The 17,596-nt window shown below is 68.9% G+C and carries 15 protein-coding genes and 1 riboswitch; of the genes, 2 read left to right on the top strand and 13 right to left on the bottom strand.

What is annotated here, in order from left to right:
• The 6 genes from ABIN76_RS12940 to ABIN76_RS12915 form a co-directional block, all read right to left on the bottom strand.
• Positions 1–1,236: L-serine ammonia-lyase (locus ABIN76_RS12940; protein ID WP_346960098.1), on the bottom strand; the 1,236-nt coding region annotated here is incomplete at its 3' end.
• Between the two features lie 271 nt (positions 1,237–1,507).
• Positions 1,508–2,836, bottom strand: a complete 1,329-nt coding sequence (glyA, locus tag ABIN76_RS12935; protein ID WP_346960097.1) for a serine hydroxymethyltransferase — start codon at positions 2,834–2,836, stop codon at positions 1,508–1,510.
• Complete coding sequence (gcvH, locus tag ABIN76_RS12930) at positions 2,833–3,216, bottom strand: glycine cleavage system protein GcvH (protein WP_346960096.1); 384 nt, start codon at positions 3,214–3,216, stop codon at positions 2,833–2,835. Before gcvH ends, glyA begins: the two co-directional genes overlap by 4 nt.
• Before the next feature lie 497 nt (positions 3,217–3,713).
• Entirely contained in the window at positions 3,714–4,862 is a 1,149-nt protein-coding gene (gene gcvT, locus ABIN76_RS12925) for a glycine cleavage system aminomethyltransferase GcvT (RefSeq protein ID WP_346960095.1), read from the bottom strand.
• Positions 4,863–4,874: 12 nt separating this feature from the next.
• Positions 4,875–7,775 carry an aminomethyl-transferring glycine dehydrogenase gene (gene gcvP / locus ABIN76_RS12920; RefSeq protein ID WP_346960094.1) on the bottom strand — a complete coding sequence of 967 codons (2,901 nt, stop codon included), beginning with the start codon at positions 7,773–7,775 and terminating at the stop codon, positions 4,875–4,877.
• Positions 7,776–7,943: 168 nt separating this feature from the next.
• Positions 7,944–8,042: riboswitch (glycine riboswitch) on the bottom strand.
• Positions 8,043–8,702: 660 nt separating this feature from the next.
• Positions 8,703–9,242 carry a TetR/AcrR family transcriptional regulator gene (locus ABIN76_RS12915; RefSeq protein ID WP_346960093.1) on the bottom strand — a complete coding sequence of 180 codons (540 nt, stop codon included), beginning with the start codon at positions 9,240–9,242 and terminating at the stop codon, positions 8,703–8,705.
• A gap of 68 nt (positions 9,243–9,310) precedes the next feature.
• On the opposite strand from ABIN76_RS12915, the gene ABIN76_RS12910 reads away from it, so the two are divergent.
• On the top strand, positions 9,311–10,897 hold the full coding sequence (locus ABIN76_RS12910) for an MFS transporter (protein WP_346960092.1): 1,587 nt from the start codon (positions 9,311–9,313) through the stop codon (positions 10,895–10,897).
• 9 nt (positions 10,898–10,906) lie between these two features.
• On the opposite strand, the gene ABIN76_RS12905 is transcribed toward ABIN76_RS12910, so the two are convergent.
• From ABIN76_RS12905 to ABIN76_RS12890, 4 genes are all read right to left on the bottom strand, one after another.
• Positions 10,907–11,380 carry an SRPBCC family protein gene (locus ABIN76_RS12905; RefSeq protein ID WP_346960091.1) on the bottom strand — a complete coding sequence of 158 codons (474 nt, stop codon included), beginning with the start codon at positions 11,378–11,380 and terminating at the stop codon, positions 10,907–10,909.
• 10 nt (positions 11,381–11,390) lie between these two features.
• Positions 11,391–11,792, bottom strand: coding sequence for a metalloregulator ArsR/SmtB family transcription factor (locus tag ABIN76_RS12900; protein ID WP_346960090.1), 402 nt, complete (start codon positions 11,790–11,792; stop codon positions 11,391–11,393).
• A gap of 110 nt (positions 11,793–11,902) precedes the next feature.
• Positions 11,903–12,385, bottom strand: a complete 483-nt coding sequence (locus ABIN76_RS12895; RefSeq protein WP_346960089.1) for a DNA starvation/stationary phase protection protein — start codon at positions 12,383–12,385, stop codon at positions 11,903–11,905.
• 135 nt (positions 12,386–12,520) lie between these two features.
• Positions 12,521–13,339, bottom strand: coding sequence for a sigma-70 family RNA polymerase sigma factor (locus ABIN76_RS12890; protein ID WP_346960088.1), 819 nt, complete (start codon positions 13,337–13,339; stop codon positions 12,521–12,523).
• A gap of 224 nt (positions 13,340–13,563) precedes the next feature.
• Between ABIN76_RS12890 and ABIN76_RS12885 the strand changes: the two genes are divergently transcribed.
• Positions 13,564–14,079 (top strand): flagellar protein FlgN, encoded by a 516-nt coding sequence (locus ABIN76_RS12885; RefSeq protein WP_346960087.1) that lies wholly within the window; start codon positions 13,564–13,566, stop codon positions 14,077–14,079.
• A gap of 6 nt (positions 14,080–14,085) precedes the next feature.
• On the opposite strand, the gene ABIN76_RS12880 is transcribed toward ABIN76_RS12885, so the two are convergent.
• Genes ABIN76_RS12880 through ABIN76_RS12870 form a run of 3 tightly spaced genes read right to left on the bottom strand, consistent with a single transcriptional unit; the run spans position 14,086 to position 17,575 of the window.
• Entirely contained in the window at positions 14,086–14,340 is a 255-nt protein-coding gene (locus tag ABIN76_RS12880; protein ID WP_346960086.1) for a carbon storage regulator, read from the bottom strand.
• Between the two features lie 9 nt (positions 14,341–14,349).
• Positions 14,350–15,549: a hypothetical protein gene (locus tag ABIN76_RS12875; RefSeq protein ID WP_346960085.1), complete on the bottom strand. Its 1,200-nt coding sequence runs from the start codon at positions 15,547–15,549 to the stop codon at positions 14,350–14,352.
• Positions 15,527–17,575, bottom strand: a complete 2,049-nt coding sequence (locus ABIN76_RS12870; RefSeq protein WP_346960084.1) for a flagellar biosynthesis protein FlhA — start codon at positions 17,573–17,575, stop codon at positions 15,527–15,529. The genes ABIN76_RS12875 and ABIN76_RS12870 overlap by 23 nt, the downstream gene beginning before the upstream one ends.
• Between the last annotated feature and the right edge of the window lie 21 nt (positions 17,576–17,596).

Below are 17,596 nucleotides of genomic sequence, written 5' to 3'. Positions count from 1 at the left end.
GTTGCGCTCGATGCAGGGGATCTGCACGAGCCCGCCGATCGGGTCGCAGGTCAGGCCGAGGTTGTGCTCCATCGCGATCTCCGCGGCGTTCTCCACCTGCTGGGGCGTGCCGCCCATGACCTCGGCCAGACCGGCGGCCGCCATCGACGACGCCGAGCCCACCTCGCCCTGGCAGCCGACCTCGGCGCCGGAAATGGAGGCTTGTTCCTTGTACAGCACCCCGATGGCGCCGGCGGTCAGCAGGAACTTGACCACTACGTCGTCGCGGTCCTGCTGTGTCGCTTTGTCCATGCCGGGGGCGAAGTGCAGCGCGTAGTAGAGCACCGCGGGGATGATCCCGGCGGCGCCGTTGGTGGGCGCGGTGACAACCCGGCCACCGGAGGCGTTCTCCTCGTTCACCGCCAGCGCGATCAGGTTCACCCACTCCTGCCAGTATTTAGGGTCCCGGTAGTCCGGGTCCTGGCCGTGGTTTTCCTTCATCAGCCGTTCGTGCCAGTCGGGGGCCCGACGGCGGACCTTGAGGCCGCCGGGAAGCAGCCCTTCGCGCTTGAGGGAGGTTTCCACGCATTCGGCCATGACGGAGTAGATGTGCAGCAGCCCCTCGCGGATTTCCTCGTCGCTGCGGGAGGCGCGCTCGTTGACCAGCATGATGTCGCCGATCGAGAGGCCCTTGGACTGGCAGCGGCCCAGCAGTTCCGCGGCGGTGCGGAACGGCAGCGGAAGTTCCTTCTTGGACTCGTCGAGTTCCTTCAGGGCCGCGTCCTCCTCGCCTTCGCGGACGATGAAACCGCCGCCGACGGAGAAGAACGTGGCGCTGTGCAGGACGGCGCCGCCGGCGTCGGAGACCGTGAACGTCATGCCGTTGGTGTGCCGGGGCAGGATCGTCAGCGGCCGGAGCACCATGTCCTTCACCCCGTAGGGCAAGGCGACGGATCCGGCCAGTTGGAGAGTTCCGGTCTGGGCGATCGCGGCCAGCCGGCCCTCGACTTCCTCCGGCAGGATCTTCTCCGGATGGTAGCCCTCAAGGCCGAGCAGGATGGCCGTCATGGTGCCGTGGCCGTGGCCGGTGGCGGCGAGCGAGCCATACAGGTCAACCCGCAGCGACGCCACCCGTCCCAGGTCCCCCGAGGCTTTGAGCTCCTCGGCAAACACCGCAGCAGCCCGCATCGGCCCCACGGTGTGCGAACTCGAAGGCCCGATCCCAATCGAGAACAGATCAAAGACGCCTACAGCCATTACTAAATCCTAACTAAAACACTGCACGGGGTGGGTCGAAGTCTCGGGTCGGGATGGGTGGCGGTTGGGCGGGGCTCCTCCGCGTGCTCGGTCGGCGCCGCCCGCTGAGCGGACGTCGCACTCCCTTAGACGCACGCTTCCGGACCCCACCCGACCGCCGTACGCAAGTCGCCAAAGCGGTGACATGGGCAGCCCTTGGAACCATCCGACTCCATCACCGGCGAGCCGGCCCCGGAGCCAGCCACACCCGTGGGTGGACACGAGAGCGCTGTTAGCCCAGGTTGGCGACTGACGGGTAGAGCGGGTGGGCGGCGGCGAGGGCCTCGACCCGGGCGCGCAGTCCGGACAGGTCCGCGCCGGCGTCGGCGGTCAGCGCCTCGGCGATGATATCCGCCACTTCGGTGAAGGCGGCTTCGCCGAAGCCTCGGGTGGCAAGCGCCGGGGTGCCGATCCGCAGCCCCGAGGTGACCATCGGCGGGCGCGGATCGAACGGGACGGCGTTGCGGTTGACGGTGATGTCGATTTCCGCGAGGCGGTCCTCGGCTTCCTGCCCGTTCAGCTCGCAGTTGCGCAGGTCCACCAGGACCAGGTGCACGTCGGTGCCGCCGGAGATCACGTTGATTCCCTTGGCGGTGACGTCCGGCTGGACCAGGCGCTCGGCGAGGATCCGGGCGCCAGCCAGCACGCGTTCCTGGCGTTCCTTGAACTCGGGCGAGGCGGCAATCTTGAACGCCACGGCTTTGCCGGCGATGACGTGCTCCAGCGGCCCGCCCTGCTGGCCGGGGAACACGGCCGAGTTGATCTTCTTGGCGATGTCGGCGTCGTTCGAGAGGATGATGCCGCCGCGCGGACCGGCGAGGGTCTTGTGCGTCGTGGAGGTGGTCACGTGCGCGTGCGGCACCGGCGAGGGGTGCAGCCCGGCGGCCACGAGCCCGGCGAAGTGGGCCATGTCCACCATCAGGTAGGCCCCCACCGAGTCGGCGATCCGGCGGAATTCCGCGAAATCAAGCTGGCGGGCGTACGCGGACCAGCCGGCCACGATGAGCTGCGGCTTGTGTTCCTGGGCGAGGCGCTCCACCTCGGCCATGTCGATCCGGTGGTCGTCTTCCCGGACCTGGTACGGGATCACGTTGTACAGCCGGCCGGAGAAGTTGATCTTCATGCCGTGGGTCAGGTGGCCGCCGTGCGCCAGGTTCAGGCCCATGATGGTGTCGCCCGGACGGATCAGGGCGTGCATGACCGAAGCGTTGGCCTGGGCGCCGGAGTGCGGCTGGACATTGGCGTACTCGGCGCCGAACAAGGCCTTGACCCGGTCGATCGCGAGCTGCTCGACGACGTCGACGTGCTCACAGCCGCCGTAATAGCGCTTGCCCGGGTAGCCCTCGGCGTACTTGTTGGTCAGCACCGAGCCCTGCGCCTGCATGACGGCCTTGGCGGTGTGGTTCTCCGAGGCGATCATTTCCAGGCCGTCGCGCTGCCGGCCCAGCTCGGCGTCGATCTTCGCGGCGATCTCCGGATCCAGCGCGGACAGCTCAGCGTCCAGGCTCGGGGAAACGACCTGCTCGAACACCGTTTCGGTGCCGGTCGCTGCGCCGCTCACAGTTCGCCGCCGTTCTTGGACGCGTAGTCCTGCGCGGAGAGCAGCGGGCCGTCGGATTCCGCGGCCACCTTGAAGAGCCAGCCGGCGCCGTACGGATCGCTGTTGATCAGCGCGGGATCGTCGACGACGGCGGGGTTGATCTCCGTTACCTCGCCCGTCACCGGGGCGTACAGGTCCGAGACGGACTTGGTCGACTCGACCTCGCCGCAGGTCTCCCCCGCGGTCACCGCAGCGCCGACCTCGGGCAGGTCCACGTAGACGATGTCGCCCAGGGCATCCGTGGCCACGGCCGAGATGCCGATGGACACAACGTTCCCGGCCTCGCGGGCAACCCACTCGTGCTCGTCGGAGTACTGCAGTTCAGGGGCAACTTTTGCCATGTGTTTTTCCTTTACGTTTGAAAAGTCGTGGGCTAAATCAATTGTGGCTGGGTTACGCGGCGGAGTTCGCCATCCTCCGCGTGCTCGCTCGTACACCCCATCGTCTCCCTAACCTCGCAAGCTCGGTCAGGGAACCCTGACGATGGGGCACTCGCTTAGACGCACGCTTCCGGATGGCGCTCCCCCGCCGCTACCATTCAGTCCAGTTTCGGGGCCAACAGTTCTCCGGAAAGAAACAGTGGCCGTCGAGATCTACGAGGGCCGGGCCGCGGTAGGCGGTGCGGGCTCCAGCACCTTTGGCTTTCGAAGGCGTCTCCCAAGGTGATTGGAACCGAAGGTGGGCTGCCCCCGAGGGGCCGGCTGGCCGCGGTTTTCGAAAGCGTGCGTCAAAGCGACGAAGGAGCAGCACGCGTGAAAACCGGGGCCCGCCGGTCCCGGATTCGGGACCAGACGGCCGGTCCCGGAACCAGCCACGGCTCCGGGACAGACCCGCCGGGCTACTTTTGGCGCTTGTAGAAAGGCAGTGCGACAACTTCGAACGGCTCCGCTTTGCCGCGCAGGTCGATGTCCAGGGCCGTGCCGGGTTCGGTGAACTCGACGTCGACGTAGGCCATGGCGACCGGGTAGCCCAGGGTGGGGCTGGGCTGGCCGGAGGTGACTTCGCCGACGGTGTTGCCATCCTTCAGGACGGGGTAGTGGCCGCGGCCCGCGCGGCGGCCAAGGCCCTTGAGCCCGACGAGCTTGCGGCCGGTGGTGGCGCCGGCGCCGGCTTCCTTTTTGGCGGCCAAGGCCGCCTTGCCGACGAAGTCACCTTCCTTGGACAGCGCGACGACGGGGCCCAGCCCGGCGGCGAAGGGATCGCCCTCGAGGGAGAGCTCGTTGCCGTAGAGCGGCATGCCGGCCTCGAGCCGGAGCGAGTCCCGGGAGGCGAGGCCGGCGGGCGTCAGCTCGCCCTCCTCGGCGATGGCGATGAGCGCCTGCCACAGGGCGGCGGCGTCGTCGTTGGACACGAAGATCTCAAAGCCGTCCTCACCGGTGTAGCCGGTGCGGGCCAGCAGCAGGTCCCGGCTGGCGCCGCCGACCATAAACGGGACGTCGACGGCGGCATAGTACTTCAGCCCGGTGACGAGCTCGTGCTGCGCGGCGGGGACCAGACGGAGCAGGATCGCCTCGGCCTTGGGGCCCTGGACCGCGACCAGCGAGGTCTCGGCGGAGGCGTCCTGGACCGTGACGTCGAACCCGCCTTCTTGGGCAGAACCAGCCCGCTCGGCCAGGGCCGCGGCGACGACCTTGGCGTTGCCGGCGTTGGGGACGACGAGGAACTTGTCGTCGCCGCGGCGGTAGGTGATGAGGTCGTCGATGATGCCGCCGTCCTCGTTGCAGATCAGCGAGTACTTGGCTTTGCCGACCGCCATGGCGGAGATCTTGCCCACCAGGGCGTAGTCCAGGAAGGCGGCGGCGTCCGGGCCGGTGACCCAGACTTCGCCCATGTGGGAGAGGTCGAACAGGCCCGCGGATTTGCGGACGGCATGGTGTTCGGCGAGTTCGGAGCTGTACTTGAGCGGCATCTGCCAGCCGCCGAAGTCCGTGAAGGACGCGCCGAGTTTCTTGTGCTCTTCGTACAGTGCCGTGTAGTTCTCAGTCATCGTTGGCTGTCCCTAGTCGTTGGAGGCGGAGGTGGCGGAGTGGTCTGCGGTGTCTTCTTCGAAGGCTTCGAGCGGAGGGCAGGAGCAGATCAGGTTGCGGTCGCCCGCGGCGCCGTCGATCCGGCCCACCGGCGGGAAGTACTTGTCCTGCTTGAGGGTGTGGACCGGGAAGACGGCCTGTTCGCGCGGGTAGCTACGCTCCCAGGTGGTGCTGATCACGGCCGCTGCGGTGTGCGGGGCGTTGCGCAGCGGGCTGTGCTCCACGCTGAAGTCGCCGTGCGCCACCTGGTCGATCTCGGCGCGGATGGCGATCATGGCGGTGATGAACCGGTCGATTTCGCCGAGGTCCTCGGATTCGGTGGGTTCGACCATCAGGGTGCCGGCCACCGGGAACGCCAGGGTGGGGGCGTGGAAGCCGTAGTCGATCAGGCGCTTGGCCACGTCCTCGGCCGTGACACCGGTCTTGGCCGTGAGTTCGCGCAGGTCCAGGATGCACTCGTGCGCCACCAGGCCGCCTTCGCCGGTGTAGAGCACCGGGAAGTAGTCGTTAAGCCGGGCCGCGATGTAGTTCGCGGCGAGCAGGGCGGACTTGGTGGCCTCGGTCAGGCCGGCTCCGCCCATCAGCTTCACGTAGGCCCAGGAGATCGGCAGCACGCCGGCCGAGCCGTAGCGGGAGGCGGAGATCGGGGTGCCATCGGCGCCGTTGGCCGGATCAGCCGCGTTGCCCGGCATGAACGGGGCCAGGTGCGCCTTGGCCGCGACCGGGCCGACGCCGGGTCCGCCGCCGCCGTGCGGGATGCAGAAGGTCTTGTGCAGGTTCAGGTGCGAGACGTCGCCGCCGAACTGGCCCGGCTGGGCCAGACCGACGAGGGCGTTGAGGTTGGCGCCGTCGATGTAGACCTGGCCGCCGGCGGCGTGGACAGCGTCGCAGACCTCGCGGACGTCGGCGTCGTACACCCCGTGCGTGGAGGGGTAGGTGATCATGATGCAGGACAGGGCATCGCGGTGCTGCTCGATCTTGGCGGTGAGGTCGGCGTGGTCGATCGTGCCGTCGGAGGCGGTGGCCACGACGACGACCTTCATGCCGGCCAGCACGGCCGAAGCCGCGTTGGTGCCGTGCGCGGAGGCCGGGATCAGGCAGACGTTGCGCTGGTCGTCGCCGCGGGAGAGGTGGTAGCCGCGGATGGCGAGCAGGCCGGCCAGCTCGCCCTGGGAGCCGGCGTTGGGCTGGATGGAGACCTGGTCGTAGCCGGTGATCTCGGTCAGCTGCGCTTCGAGGTCCTCGATCAGTTCGCGCCAGCCGGCGGTCTGGGATTCGGGGGCGAAGGGGTGGATGGAGGCGAACTCCGGCCAGGAGATGGCTTCCATCTCGGCGGTGGCGTTCAGCTTCATGGTGCACGAGCCCAGCGGGATCATGGTGCGGTCCAGGGCGAGGTCGCGGTCCGAGAGGCGGCGGATGTAGCGCAGCAGCTGGGTTTCGGAGCGGTGCGTGTTGAAGACCGGGTGCTGGAGGTAGTCGGAGGTGCGTTCGACGGCGGCATCCAGTCCGAAGCCGGCGTCACTGTCGGATTCTGCGTCAGTGACGCTGGCGCCGAAGGCGGCAACGACGTCGGAGACGATCGCCGTCGTGGTGGCCTCATCGGCGGAGATGCCGACGGTGTCGGCGTCGATGGCGCGCAGGTTGATGCCCTTGGCCTCCGCGGCGGCGATGATGTCCGTGGCCTTGCCGGGCACGGACACGGTCACGGTGTCGAAGAAGGAGCTGTGCAGCACGTCGAAGCCGGCGGCCTTGAGCGAGGCGGCGATGGTCCGGGCGTGGGCGTGGGTGGTCTCGGCAATCGCCTTGAGCCCGTCCGGGCCGTGGTAGACGGCGTAGAAGGAGGCCACGATGGCCAGCAGCGCCTGCGCGGTGCAGATGTTGGAGGTGGCCTTCTCGCGGCGGATGTGCTGCTCGCGGGTCTGCAGGGCCAGGCGGTAGGCGGGGACGCCGGCGTTGTCCTTGGAAACGCCGACCAGGCGGCCGGGCATGGAGCGTTCGAGGCCCTTCTGGACGGCCATGTACGCGGCGTGCGGCCCGCCGAAGAACAGCGGCACGCCGAAGCGCTGCGCGGAGCCGACGGCGATGTCCGCGCCCTGCTCGCCCGGGGAGGTGATCAGGGTCAGGGACAGCAGGTCCGCGGCGACCGTGACCAGCGCGCCGCGCTCTTTGGCGTCGGCGATGACGGCGGAGTGGTCGAAGACGCGGCCGGAGGCGCCGGGCTGCTGCAGCACCACGCCGTTGATGATGCCCTCGGGCAGGCCCTTGGAGAGATCGGCGACCTCCACCTCGAAGCCGAGGGCCTCGGCGCGGCCCTTGACGATCGCGATGGTCTGCGGGAGGCAGTCGGCGTCGAGGACGGTCTTGCCGTCGTGCGCAGTCTTGTTCTTGTTGGCCCGGCGCATCATCAGCACGGCCTCGGCGACGGCGGTGGCTTCGTCCAGCAGCGAGGCGTTGGCGATCGGCAGGCCGACCAGGTCCTGGACCATGGTCTGGAAGTTCAGCAGGGCCTCGAGCCGGCCCTGCGAGATTTCCGGCTGGTACGGGGTGTACGCGGTGTACCAGGCGGGGGCCTCGAGGATGTTGCGGCGGATCACGGCCGGGGTGACGGTGTCGAAGTAGCCCTGGCCGATCATCTGCACGGCGGTCTTGTTCTTCGACGCCAGCCTGCGCAGCGCGGCAAGGACCTCAACCTCGCTGAGGGCTGCCCCGAGCGCGAGGTCGGAGTCCTGCCGGATGTCCTTCGGGACGGCGGTATCCACGAGGGCGTCGACGGTGTCATAGCCGACAGCCTTCAACATGGCGTCGACGTCGGCCTGGCGGCGGGCGCCGATGTGCCGGTCAACGAAGGACGTGGAGGCTGAGGTAACAGTCACAAGGAACTCCATAACTAAGGCGGCGCAGGGTACGCCACATTGATTCGGGTTCCTCCCCGCTCTGTATTGGACCTGAGAGTTTCCGCGCAGCCGCTTTTGCGAGGCTCCGCTTGCACCGTCGGTGAGCACGGCATGTCGGAGGACATGCCTGCTGCTTTCCAGAGTTGCCTTGCCGCGGCGGTACATGGGCCTGAGAGATTCCTGGGGAGGGTTTGCTCCTACGGCGCCTGCTTGTACCTACTTGCAGGACTCTCCCGCCGCAGATCAAAGGCTTATTCAATTGCTCGTGACCGTAGTCACAGACTCCATTGTCCTATGGCGGACGCGCGTCCGCAAACTCCGCCCCGTGCCGGCACGAACGTTAACGGACGCTCCCGCACATCCGGCGGAAATTTCCCCAACGCTCCCGCACATCCGGCGTCAATTTCCCCAACGCTCCCGCACATCCGGCGTCAATTTCCCCAACGCTCCCGCACATCCGGCACGAATTTCGCCAACGCTCCCGCACATCCGGTACGAATTTCGCCAACGCTCCCGCACCTGACCTGCGGGGGTTCCGAAATTTGCAGCCTGCTGATCCGCGGGAGCGTTACGTGCAGACTCGCCCATCTGCGGGAGCGTTACGCACAAACCCGCCATACCTGCGGGAGCGTTACGCACAAACCCGCCATACTTGCGGGAGCATCACGTCCAGACGAGCCGGACCTGCGGGAGCGTCACGCACAAACCCGCCGGACCTGCGGGAGCGTCAAGTCCAGACCCGCCGGACCTGCGGGAGCGTCAAGTCCAAACCCGGCGGATCTGCGGGAGGGTTCCCACTTTTGCAGCGTGACCTGCGGGAGGGTTGCGTCCAGACCCGCCGGACCTGCGGGAGCGTCACCCACAAACCCGCCACACCTGCGGGAGCGTCCCTGGGTGGGGCAGCCTTTAGCCGCGCAGCCGCTCGACGGCGGCCAGCAGACTCTCCACGTCACCGGCCACGTCCGGAGCTGCTCCGCCGGGCCCGCGGGCCAGCATGGCGTTGAAGTACAGCCCGTCGCCCATGTACAGCACGGGCTTGGCCATAGCCGGGCCCACGTCGGCCGCGAGCAGCGCCAGCCAGCTCTCCTGGACACCGGCCATCCGCCGCAGGGTCTCGGCGTGTGCCACTTCGGCGAGTCGGGTGGCGGCCACGAACACCCGGTCCAGCGGGGTATCGGCCCACACCGAGGACTTGATGAAATACGCCGCGGCCCCTTCCGGCGCCGCGGCCATAGCCTCAAGGTCTTCTGCGAGGAGCCGGTCCAGGCGCTCCAGCAGCACCGAGATCATCGCATCCTTGGTGGGGAAGTGGTAAAGCAGGCCGCCCTTGGAGACGCCTGCCGTCCGGGCCACCGCGTCCAGCGTCGCGGCACGCTCACCCTCCGTGATGAGCAGTGACTCGAACGCATCTAGGACGGCTTCACGGGCGACGGGTTTTCTGGCCATGACTCCCATCATGCCCGTCCGGACCGCCATTTCTTAACTGTACCGTCCAGACGGTACAGTTAACCTCCATGAGCGCCACTTCCATGTCCGCAGCCGTCCGTCCCGCCCCGGCCCCACGGGCACCCTGGCGCGACTGGGTGGCGCTGTCCCTGCTGATGTTCCCGGTGCTGCTCGTGGCCGTGGACAACACGGCCCTGACGTTTGCCCTGCCCGCCATTGCCCGCAGCCTGGATACCACCGGGGTGGAACTGCTGTGGATTGTCGATGCCTATCCGCTGGTCCTGGCCGGGCTCCTGGTGGCGATGGGCAGCCTGGGCGACCGGATCGGCCGCCGCCGGCTGCTGTTCGTTGGCAGTGCCGGCTTCGCGGCCGTCTCCGCGGCGACGGCCTTTGCGCCCGGCGCGGAGTGGCTGATCGCGGGCCGGGCCGGCTTGGGGTTCTTCGGCGCCATGCTGATGCCATCCACGCTGTCCCTGATCCGCAATATCTTCCCGGAGCCCAACCGGCGCCGGCTCGCGGTGGCGATCTGGGCCGCGGGCTTCTCCGGCGGCGCCGCACTCGGCCCGATCGTCGGCGGCTGGCTCGTCGAACACCTCTGGTGGGGCGCGGTCCTGCTGGTCGCAGTGCCGATCATCGCGCCGCTGCTGGTCCTGGGCCCCGCGCTGATCCCGGAATCCCGGGACCCCAACCCGGGCCGGGTGGACGTGCCCAGCATCGTCCTGTCCCTGCTGGCCATGGTGCCGGCGGTCTACGGCATCAAGATCCTCGCCACCGACGGCGTGGCACCGGAACCGCTTGCCGCCCTCGGCGCCGGGCTGCTGATGGGCTTCGCGTTCGTCCGCCGCCAGCGCCGGCTGGCCGCCTCGGACACGGCCACTCCCCTGCTGGACCTCAGCCTCTTCGGCAACCCGGTGTTCAGCACCGCCATCACTGCCAACGTCCTGGCCCTGTTTTCCTATAACGGCTTCATCCTGTTCCTCGCCCAGCACCTGCAACTGCTCGAGGGCCAGTCCCCGTCGGAGTCCGGCGTCGCGATGGTCCCGGCACTGGTCGCCACCGTCGTCGCCGGCCTGCTTGTGGTCCCGCTGGTGCGCCGGATCCGGCCCGGCTTTGTGGTGGCCGGCGGGCTGCTGCTGAGCGCAGCCGGTTACGCCCTGGTGGCCCTGGGCGACCACAGTGCCGGGCCAGGAGTGCTGCTGGCCGCCCTGCTGGTGCTCTGCCTGGGCGTCGGCGCAGCCGAGACCATCTCCAACGACCTGATACTGGGCGCGGCACCGGCCGCGAAGTCGGGCGCGGCGGCCGCCATTTCGGAAACCGGCTACGAGGTCGGCTCGCTGCTGGGCACCGCCATCCTCGGCTCCATCCTGACCGCTTCCTACCAGCGCAACCTCCGGCTGCCCGACGGCGTTGCCGGGGCGGCGCCGTCGGAAGCCGCCGCCCAGGCCGGCGAGACCCTGGCCGGAGCCGCTGAGCTGGCCCACGCCCTGCCGGGACCGCTGGCAGAGGCCGTGATGGCCGCCGCCCGCGCGGCATTCGACTCCGGCGTCCACATCACCGCCGCGATCGCGCTGGTGCTGATGGCCGGCGCCGCGGTGCTGGCCGGCGCCGCGGTGCTGGCCGGCGTCGTCCTGCGCAAGGTGCCGACGGCGAACTAGCCGCCGGCGTCAGCCCGCCTCGACGGCGGCCTTCAGCGCGTCCAGCAGGCCGGCGGTGCCTTCCTCGCGGCCAGCCACCTGCTCGGCGTCGCTCGCGGCCGTCCCGGTGAAGAACGCGCCCTGCTCGGTCAGGGTCAGGACGGTGCCGTCGCCGTCGGGCTCCAGCTCGATAGTGCTGAGCGACACGGACATGCGCCGTCCGTCGAGAAGCATTTCGTAGCTGTAGACGATCCGTTCGTTCTCGACGATGTCGTGGTAGATCGCATGCATGGTCGAGACCCAGCTCCCTACCGGGCCGCCGACGTCGGTCTCGCGGCCGCCCTCCCGGAAGTCGAGGCTGGATTCGCCCTGGTACCACTCCGGCGGGCCGCCGAACCATTTTTTCTTGCTGGCGTGGTCGGCAAACGCTGCGAAGACGCGGGCCGGCGGCGCGTTCAGGCGGCGTTCCAAACTGAAGCTTGCGTGCGTAACGGGGACACTCATAACGGACTCCTCATGGCTCGTGGCGGAATGGCTCAGTACGGAGGCTGGGATCCAGGAATTGCTCCAGCCGGTCAAGGCGGCGCTCCTCCGGTGTCCGGCGCAGGCCCAGCCAGCCTTCGGCGCGCCGGACCGCGGCAGGGACAATGCTGCAGCTGCGCACCCTGCCGATCTTCTCGCTGCGGATCAGGCCGCTGGCTTCCAGGACCTGAAGGTGCTGGACAATCCCGGGCAGGCTGATCTGAAACGGTGCCGCCAGCTCGGAGACGGTCGCCGGCCCCTCGCATAGGCGGACCACGATGGCCCGGCGGGTGGGATCCGCGAGGGCGTGGAAGACGCCGTCGAGCTCGCGTTCGCTGTCCTCCCGTTCGCTGTCCTCCCGCTTCCCGTCCGGACCGCCTTCATTGTTAAGCACATACTTAAGTATTGCGCTGTGGCAGCGGCTGTCAAGGGGTTAAAAACAAGCGCCCGACGCCGGGAGGGAACCCGGCGCCGGACGCTTGGAAGGCGCGTGGAAGGAGGCGCCTACTCCTTGCTGTCCGGGGTGGTGACGCTGGCGGTGGCGCGCATGGTTTCGGCGTTCACCATCCAGGCGTACTGCTCCAGCTTGGCGATAAAGGCGTGCAGCAGGTCGGCGGTGGTGGGGTCTTCCTCGTCCACCTCGTCGTGCACCTTGCGCATGGTGCCGACGGCGGCCTCGAGCGCGGCGACGATCTTGTCGATCGCATCCTTGGTGTTGATCAGGCCGGTCGGGAATTCGGCGAGCGCGGTGGTCTTGGAAACGGTGGAGCTACGGCCGTCCGGCAGGGCATGGAGGGCGCGCATCCGCTCGGCCAGATCGTCGGCAAAGCCGCGGGCAGCCTCGATGATCTCATCCAGCTGCAGGTGAAGGTCGCGGAAGTTCGTGCCCACGATGTTCCAGTGGGCCTGCTTGCCCTGGACATGGAGCTCGATCAGGTCCACAAGAACGGCCTGCAGGTTGCTCGTCAGGGTGGGTGTTGCTTTCATGCATCCTCCTTGGTAGGAACGGCTGGTCCGGCGTTATGCCTCAGACGCTACCCCAGGGAGCAGACGGCACGCGATGGTCGCGGCGGAATTTCACGATCAGCTTACTAAGTGAGCTTACTAACCGTGCGGGCGGCCTCAGACGGCCTGGTTCAGCATCGGCCCCTGCGGGAAGATGGCCCGGGTGATGCCGCCGGCCGTGGCTTCGGAGAGCTGGGCCAGGTAGTCGTTCCGGCGGCGCGGCGTGATCCGGGACTGCGGCTCGAAGCCCTGATCCGGGTCGTCCGCGTAGTGGGCGGTCAGGCCGTCGCGCATGAGGCGGATCGCCTCGGCGCGCTGCTGCGACACCGCCGCGTGCGTGGAGCCCAGCTCGGCTGCCAGGTCCTTGACGGTCCGGTCGCCGAAGTAGATCTCCTCGACCACGTAGCGCATCCGTTCCGGCAGCGACTTCACGGCCGCGCGGAGGTACTGGAGCCGTTCGTCCGCAAGCACGGAGTGCTCAGGGGTCAGGGTCTCGGCAGCGAGCGTGTCGACGACGGCGTCGTCCAGCGGCGTGAGGGTGCGGGACGCGTCGGCGAGGGCCGCTTCCACGACGCTTTGCTGGACGCCGAGCGCGGACGCGATCTCGTCCACCGAGGGCGTGCGCCCGAGGGCCGCCGCGAGGGTTTCCTGGACGGACATGGTCTCTTTGATCCGGCGGCGTGCGGAGCGGGTGGCCCAGTCGCTGGCCCGCATCTCGTCGGCGAAGGCGCCGAGAATGCGGCGGCGGGCGAAGGCTCCGAAGGGTACGCCAAGGGCCGGGTCGAAGGAATCGGCCGAGGTAATCAAGGCAACGGCGCCAGCCGACGCCAGGTCATCGCGCGAGAGGTGGGACGCCTTCGAGCACAAATCTGAGACGAGATAGCCAACCAGCGGAAGGTGCTGGGTGACCATCTCGTTGCGTTCCACGCGATTCAATAGTGTGTCCCCCCATGAGACGGATCAGGAGCTTTAAAACCCTGAGAGCCGCACCCGCAAACAGTCCCGCACTCCCCCCATGGGAGGCGGTGTTCGAAGCCGGGGCGCAGCACCCAGAACGAAACCTATCACCTGATCCGGAATCTGCGTGTACCCTCAGGGAAAAGCTTGGCGGAAAATGCGGAAAGCCGTAATTTGGCCGGGATGGCAGGGGGATGGGGCCCATGGGTGCAGGGGATCTTTCGGCGGCGCTGTGGCAGGAACGGCGGCAGTTGGAGCTGCTCCTGTTCCGGCTGGAAACCCAGCGGCTGCACGCGGCCGCCGGCAACACCCACTGGCTGACCTTTACCGCCTCCGAGGTGGAAGGCGTGCTGGACCGTCTGCGGTTTGAGTCGCTGGCCCGGAATGTCGAGTCCGCGGCGGTGGCGGCCGAATGGGGCCTGCCGGCGCAGGCAACACTGGTTGAACTGATTGCCGCCGCACCGCCGGGCTCCTGGCCCACCGTCCTGCAGGAGCACCTGGACGGCCTGCGCGCCTTGATGGGCCGCCTCGGCGAGGCCGCCCGCACCAACGAGGCAACGCTCCGGGGCCTGCAACGGCCCGAAACATCAACCGACCCGGCGGGTGTGCTCGAACAGTTGACGGTTGCGGGAAACATTGAGCGTGCCCTCGCCATTACGCGCCGCGCCACCCAGCCGCTGATGGCCCAGTACCTCGGCGACGACGCGAACTCCCACTAAGCGGATTCAGTCGCTGGCGGGCGCCGGCGGCATCAGCCCGCGCAGCGCATCCTCGGTGCCGGAACCGGCGTCGGCGCCAGCTTCCGCTGCCGCCAGATTCGCCGCGGCGATGGCCTCGATGACTTCCCGCCGCTGGATGGAGACGCCGCGGGGCGCCTCGATACCGATCCGGACGCCGTCGCCGCGGCCTTCCAGAACAGTGATGACGATGCCGTCGCCGATCATGATCTGTTCGCCCGGTTTGCGTGTGAGTACCAGCATTCTCTCAATCTACCCTTCGCGGCCGGACGCTGCGGCCCACGGGGCCGGCCGGGTCGCCGCCTGGCCGTCGATCCAGCCCACCGGCAGGCCCAGGGCGTCCACGCTTTCGGGGGTCGCGGTGTCCGCCGCCCCCACGACGGCGACCGCGGCCACCTCAAACCGGGCCCTGAGCTGGCTCACCCAGCGGGCGGTGTCTTCGTGCTTGCGCCCGGCGTCCACCACCACCCAGAGCTGATCCGGGGAGAGAGCCGCGATCGCCTGCAGCCGGGCCAGGGTGTTGCGGCCCGTGCCCAGGCCAAAAGCGGCCAGCACCGTCTGTTCGGTCTCCACCGCGTGGGCGCGTGCCGCCGTCGCGCTCTGGCGTCCGTCAAGGTGCAGGTGGCCGTAGGCGCTCAGCTCCCCCGCGGTGCGCACGTCCGCGCCCCCGGCAGCGATCGACATGGCCAGGGCCGTATCCAGCGCGTCATCCCCAAGACCGACCAACACCACCAGGTCCCCGGTCCCGCGCAGCGGGACCGGGATCCGCTCGCGCGTCGGTACGGCCGCCCGCACGGACGACGGCGGCGCCGCCTGGTTGCGGTCCGGCGCGGGGCGCTCCCCCATGCTGCCGGCCGGACGCACCTGAGCGTCCGGTTCAGCCTGTCCCCCGCCGGCCGCCGGTGTCCTCAGCCCGGAGCCTAGCTGGTCCAGCAGTTCGGCGAAGCCCGGCGATTCGGTCGAGAGGCCGGGGGCGCCGGGGGCGCCGGTCCGGTGCAGCGTCCGTTCGGCGGCGTCGGCCTCGGCCAGCAGGGCGGCGATCGCGTCGCCCTGCAGCGCGTGGCCGGGCGCGGCAGCAACGCGGGAACCGCCCGGGGTTTGCTGCGGCCGTTGGGCGTCCTGCGGTGTTCGCGGCGCGTTCTTTGGCAGGTTGCGTGCCGGGTGCGCCGTGGCGGCGGCCGGTGCAGCAGCGCGGGGCGCAGCGGCGCGCGGTTCCACGATCTCGCCCTCGGTGAGGATGTCGGCCTCCGGCACTACCTCGCCGGTGACGACGTCGTGCTTGGGCTGGACCTCGACGACGGCCTCGTAACGGTTCCCGGCGAAGAGCCCTGCAATCCCGGGGCTGATGACGCGTTCGGCGGAAACGATCCGGGCCGACGGGCCGTACTGGGATTCGGCCTTGCTGCGGATTTCCTCCAGCGAGGCTCCCTTAAGCCGATAGCGGTTCGGCATGGCGCACGACTCCTACGGTTTCGATCCGGACGTTGGCGGAGGTGACTTCGCGGTAGGACAGCACCGGGACGGACCCCGGCTGCCCCCCGATGAGCCGGTGGATGGCCGGGCGCAGTGCAGGGGCGCAGACGAGGACGGCCTGCCGGTTCGCGGCGGCCGCGGAGTCCACCGCGTTGCCCACCGAGCGGAGCACGGCGTCGAGCCGGTCCTGGCCCATCACGATCTGGCTGCCGCCCTCGGCCGGGCGCATGTCCTCCAGCATGGACTGCTCCAGGAGCGGGTCGATCATGATCACGTTGAGCACCGGGCCGTCCATGAACTTGGCGGTCAGGGCCGGGCCGAGGGACTGGCGTGCCGCTTCCACGAGCGATTCCGGGTCCGTGGACACCCTCGCCCGGAGGGTGAGGGCCTCATAGATGCGGGCCAGGTCGTTGATGGGGACTTGTTCGTCAAGCAGGCCCTGGAGCACGCGCTGCAGCTCGGCGAGCGAGAGCAACGCGGGGGTGAGCTCGTCCACGGCGGAGGGACTCTGTTTCCGGACCCCTTCGGTCAGCACCCGGACGTCCTCGCGGGACAGCAGCCGGGCGGCGTTGCCGGTGACGATCGAAGACAGGTGCGTGACCAGCACTGAGACGCGGTCGATCACGGTGGCGCCGGTCATCTCGGCGTTGTGGCGCATTTCGGCCGGAATCCATTTCCCGGCGAGCCCGAAGACCGGTTCGATCATGGCCACGCCCGGCAGCGTATCCAGCGAGTCGCCGAGGGCCAGCATCTGCCCGCCCGGCGCGGTGCCGCGGCCGGCCTCCACGCCGGCGATCCGGATTGCGTAGGTGGCCGGCGGCAGGTCCACGCTGTCCCGGGTGCGGACCGGCGGGATGACCAGGCCCAGTTCCATGGCGATCTTGTGCCGCAGCGACCGGACCCGGGCCAGCAGGTCGTCGGAGGCGCCGGAGACCATGTCCACCAGGTCCGGTGCCAGCAGGATCTCCACGGGGTGGATGCGCATGTCCTCGAGCAGCTTCTCGTTCGGGTCGAGCTCCGGGGAGTTCAGGGCCGCGGCCTCGGCGTCGCGGGCCTGTTCGGCCTGCTGCTGGCTGGCCGCGGTGCGGCGCGAGGCCAGGATCAGCCCGGCCCCGACCAGGACAAACGGGAGGGGCGGCATGCCGGGGATCAGCGCCATGGCGAGGGCGGCGACGCCGGCTATCATCAGGGCGTTGGGCGACTGCAGCAGCTGGGTGGACGCCGTCCGGCCCATATCCGCCTCGGCGTTGGAGCGGGTGACGATCATGCCGGTGGAGACGGCCATCAGCAGCGCCGGGATCTGGGTGACGAGCCCGTCACCCATGGTCAGCAGGCCGTAGGTGTTCAGGGCATCGCCGATTTCCATGCCCCGCTGCAGCATGCCGATGGCGATGCCGCCGATGAAGTTGATGATGATAATGATGATGCCGGCGATCGCGTCGCCCTTGACGAACTTCGAGGCGCCGTCCATGGCGCCGTAGAAGTCGGCCTCGGCGGAGACCTCGGCGCGCCGCTCCCGGGCCTGGGTGTCGGTGATCAGGCCGCCGTTCAGGTCGGCGTCGATCGCCATTTGTTTGCCGGGCATGGCGTCCAGGGTGAAGCGGGCACCCACTTCGGCGACACGTTCCGCGCCCTTGGTAACGACGACGAACTGGATGACCACCAGGATCAGGAATACGACGGCGCCGATGATCATGGAACCGCCCACGGTCACCTTGCCGAACGCCTCAATGACCTGGCCGGCGTAGCCGTTGCCCAGCACCAGTCGGGTGGAGGCGACGTTGAGGCCCAGCCGGAACAGCGTGGCCACCAGCAGCAGCGAGGGAAAGACGGAGAAGTCCAGCGGCTTCTTGACGAACATGCTGGTGAGCAGGACCAGCAGCGCCAGCAGGATGTTGCAGACGATCAGGAAATCCAGCAGCGGTGCGGGCACGGGAACCACCAGCAGCAGCACGATGCCCACGATGCCGATCGGCACCGCCAGCCGGGCGAGCCTGTTGTTCATGATGCGGTCCTTTCACAGACG

It is taken from the genome of uncultured Arthrobacter sp., assembly GCF_964021775.1.
Lineage (GTDB): Bacteria > Actinomycetota > Actinomycetes > Actinomycetales > Micrococcaceae > Arthrobacter.
The sequence above is the reverse complement of the archived record's forward strand: the minus strand, read 5'-3'. Positions and strand labels throughout refer to the sequence as shown.

What these genes read in the sequence shown, in the direction of transcription:
- ABIN76_RS12910 (WP_346960092.1), top strand. Translation starts at nt 9,311, where the DNA reads ATGAGCGCCACTTCCATGTCCGCAGCCGTCCGTCCCGCCCCGGCCCCA.
- ABIN76_RS12880 (WP_346960086.1), bottom strand. Translation starts at nt 14,340, where the DNA reads ATGCTGGTACTCACACGCAAACCGGGCGAACAGATCATGATCGGCGAC.
- gcvH (WP_346960096.1), bottom strand. Translation starts at nt 3,216, where the DNA reads ATGGCAAAAGTTGCCCCTGAACTGCAGTACTCCGACGAGCACGAGTGG.
- ABIN76_RS12875 (WP_346960085.1), bottom strand. Translation starts at nt 15,549, where the DNA reads ATGCCGAACCGCTATCGGCTTAAGGGAGCCTCGCTGGAGGAAATCCGC.
- gcvT (WP_346960095.1), bottom strand. Translation starts at nt 4,862, where the DNA reads ATGACTGAGAACTACACGGCACTGTACGAAGAGCACAAGAAACTCGGC.
- ABIN76_RS12905 (WP_346960091.1), bottom strand. Translation starts at nt 11,380, where the DNA reads ATGAGTGTCCCCGTTACGCACGCAAGCTTCAGTTTGGAACGCCGCCTG.
- ABIN76_RS12895 (WP_346960089.1), bottom strand. Translation starts at nt 12,385, where the DNA reads ATGAAAGCAACACCCACCCTGACGAGCAACCTGCAGGCCGTTCTTGTG.
- ABIN76_RS12915 (WP_346960093.1), bottom strand. Translation starts at nt 9,242, where the DNA reads ATGGCCAGAAAACCCGTCGCCCGTGAAGCCGTCCTAGATGCGTTCGAG.
- ABIN76_RS12870 (WP_346960084.1), bottom strand. Translation starts at nt 17,575, where the DNA reads ATGAACAACAGGCTCGCCCGGCTGGCGGTGCCGATCGGCATCGTGGGC.
- ABIN76_RS12885 (WP_346960087.1), top strand. Translation starts at nt 13,564, where the DNA reads ATGGGTGCAGGGGATCTTTCGGCGGCGCTGTGGCAGGAACGGCGGCAG.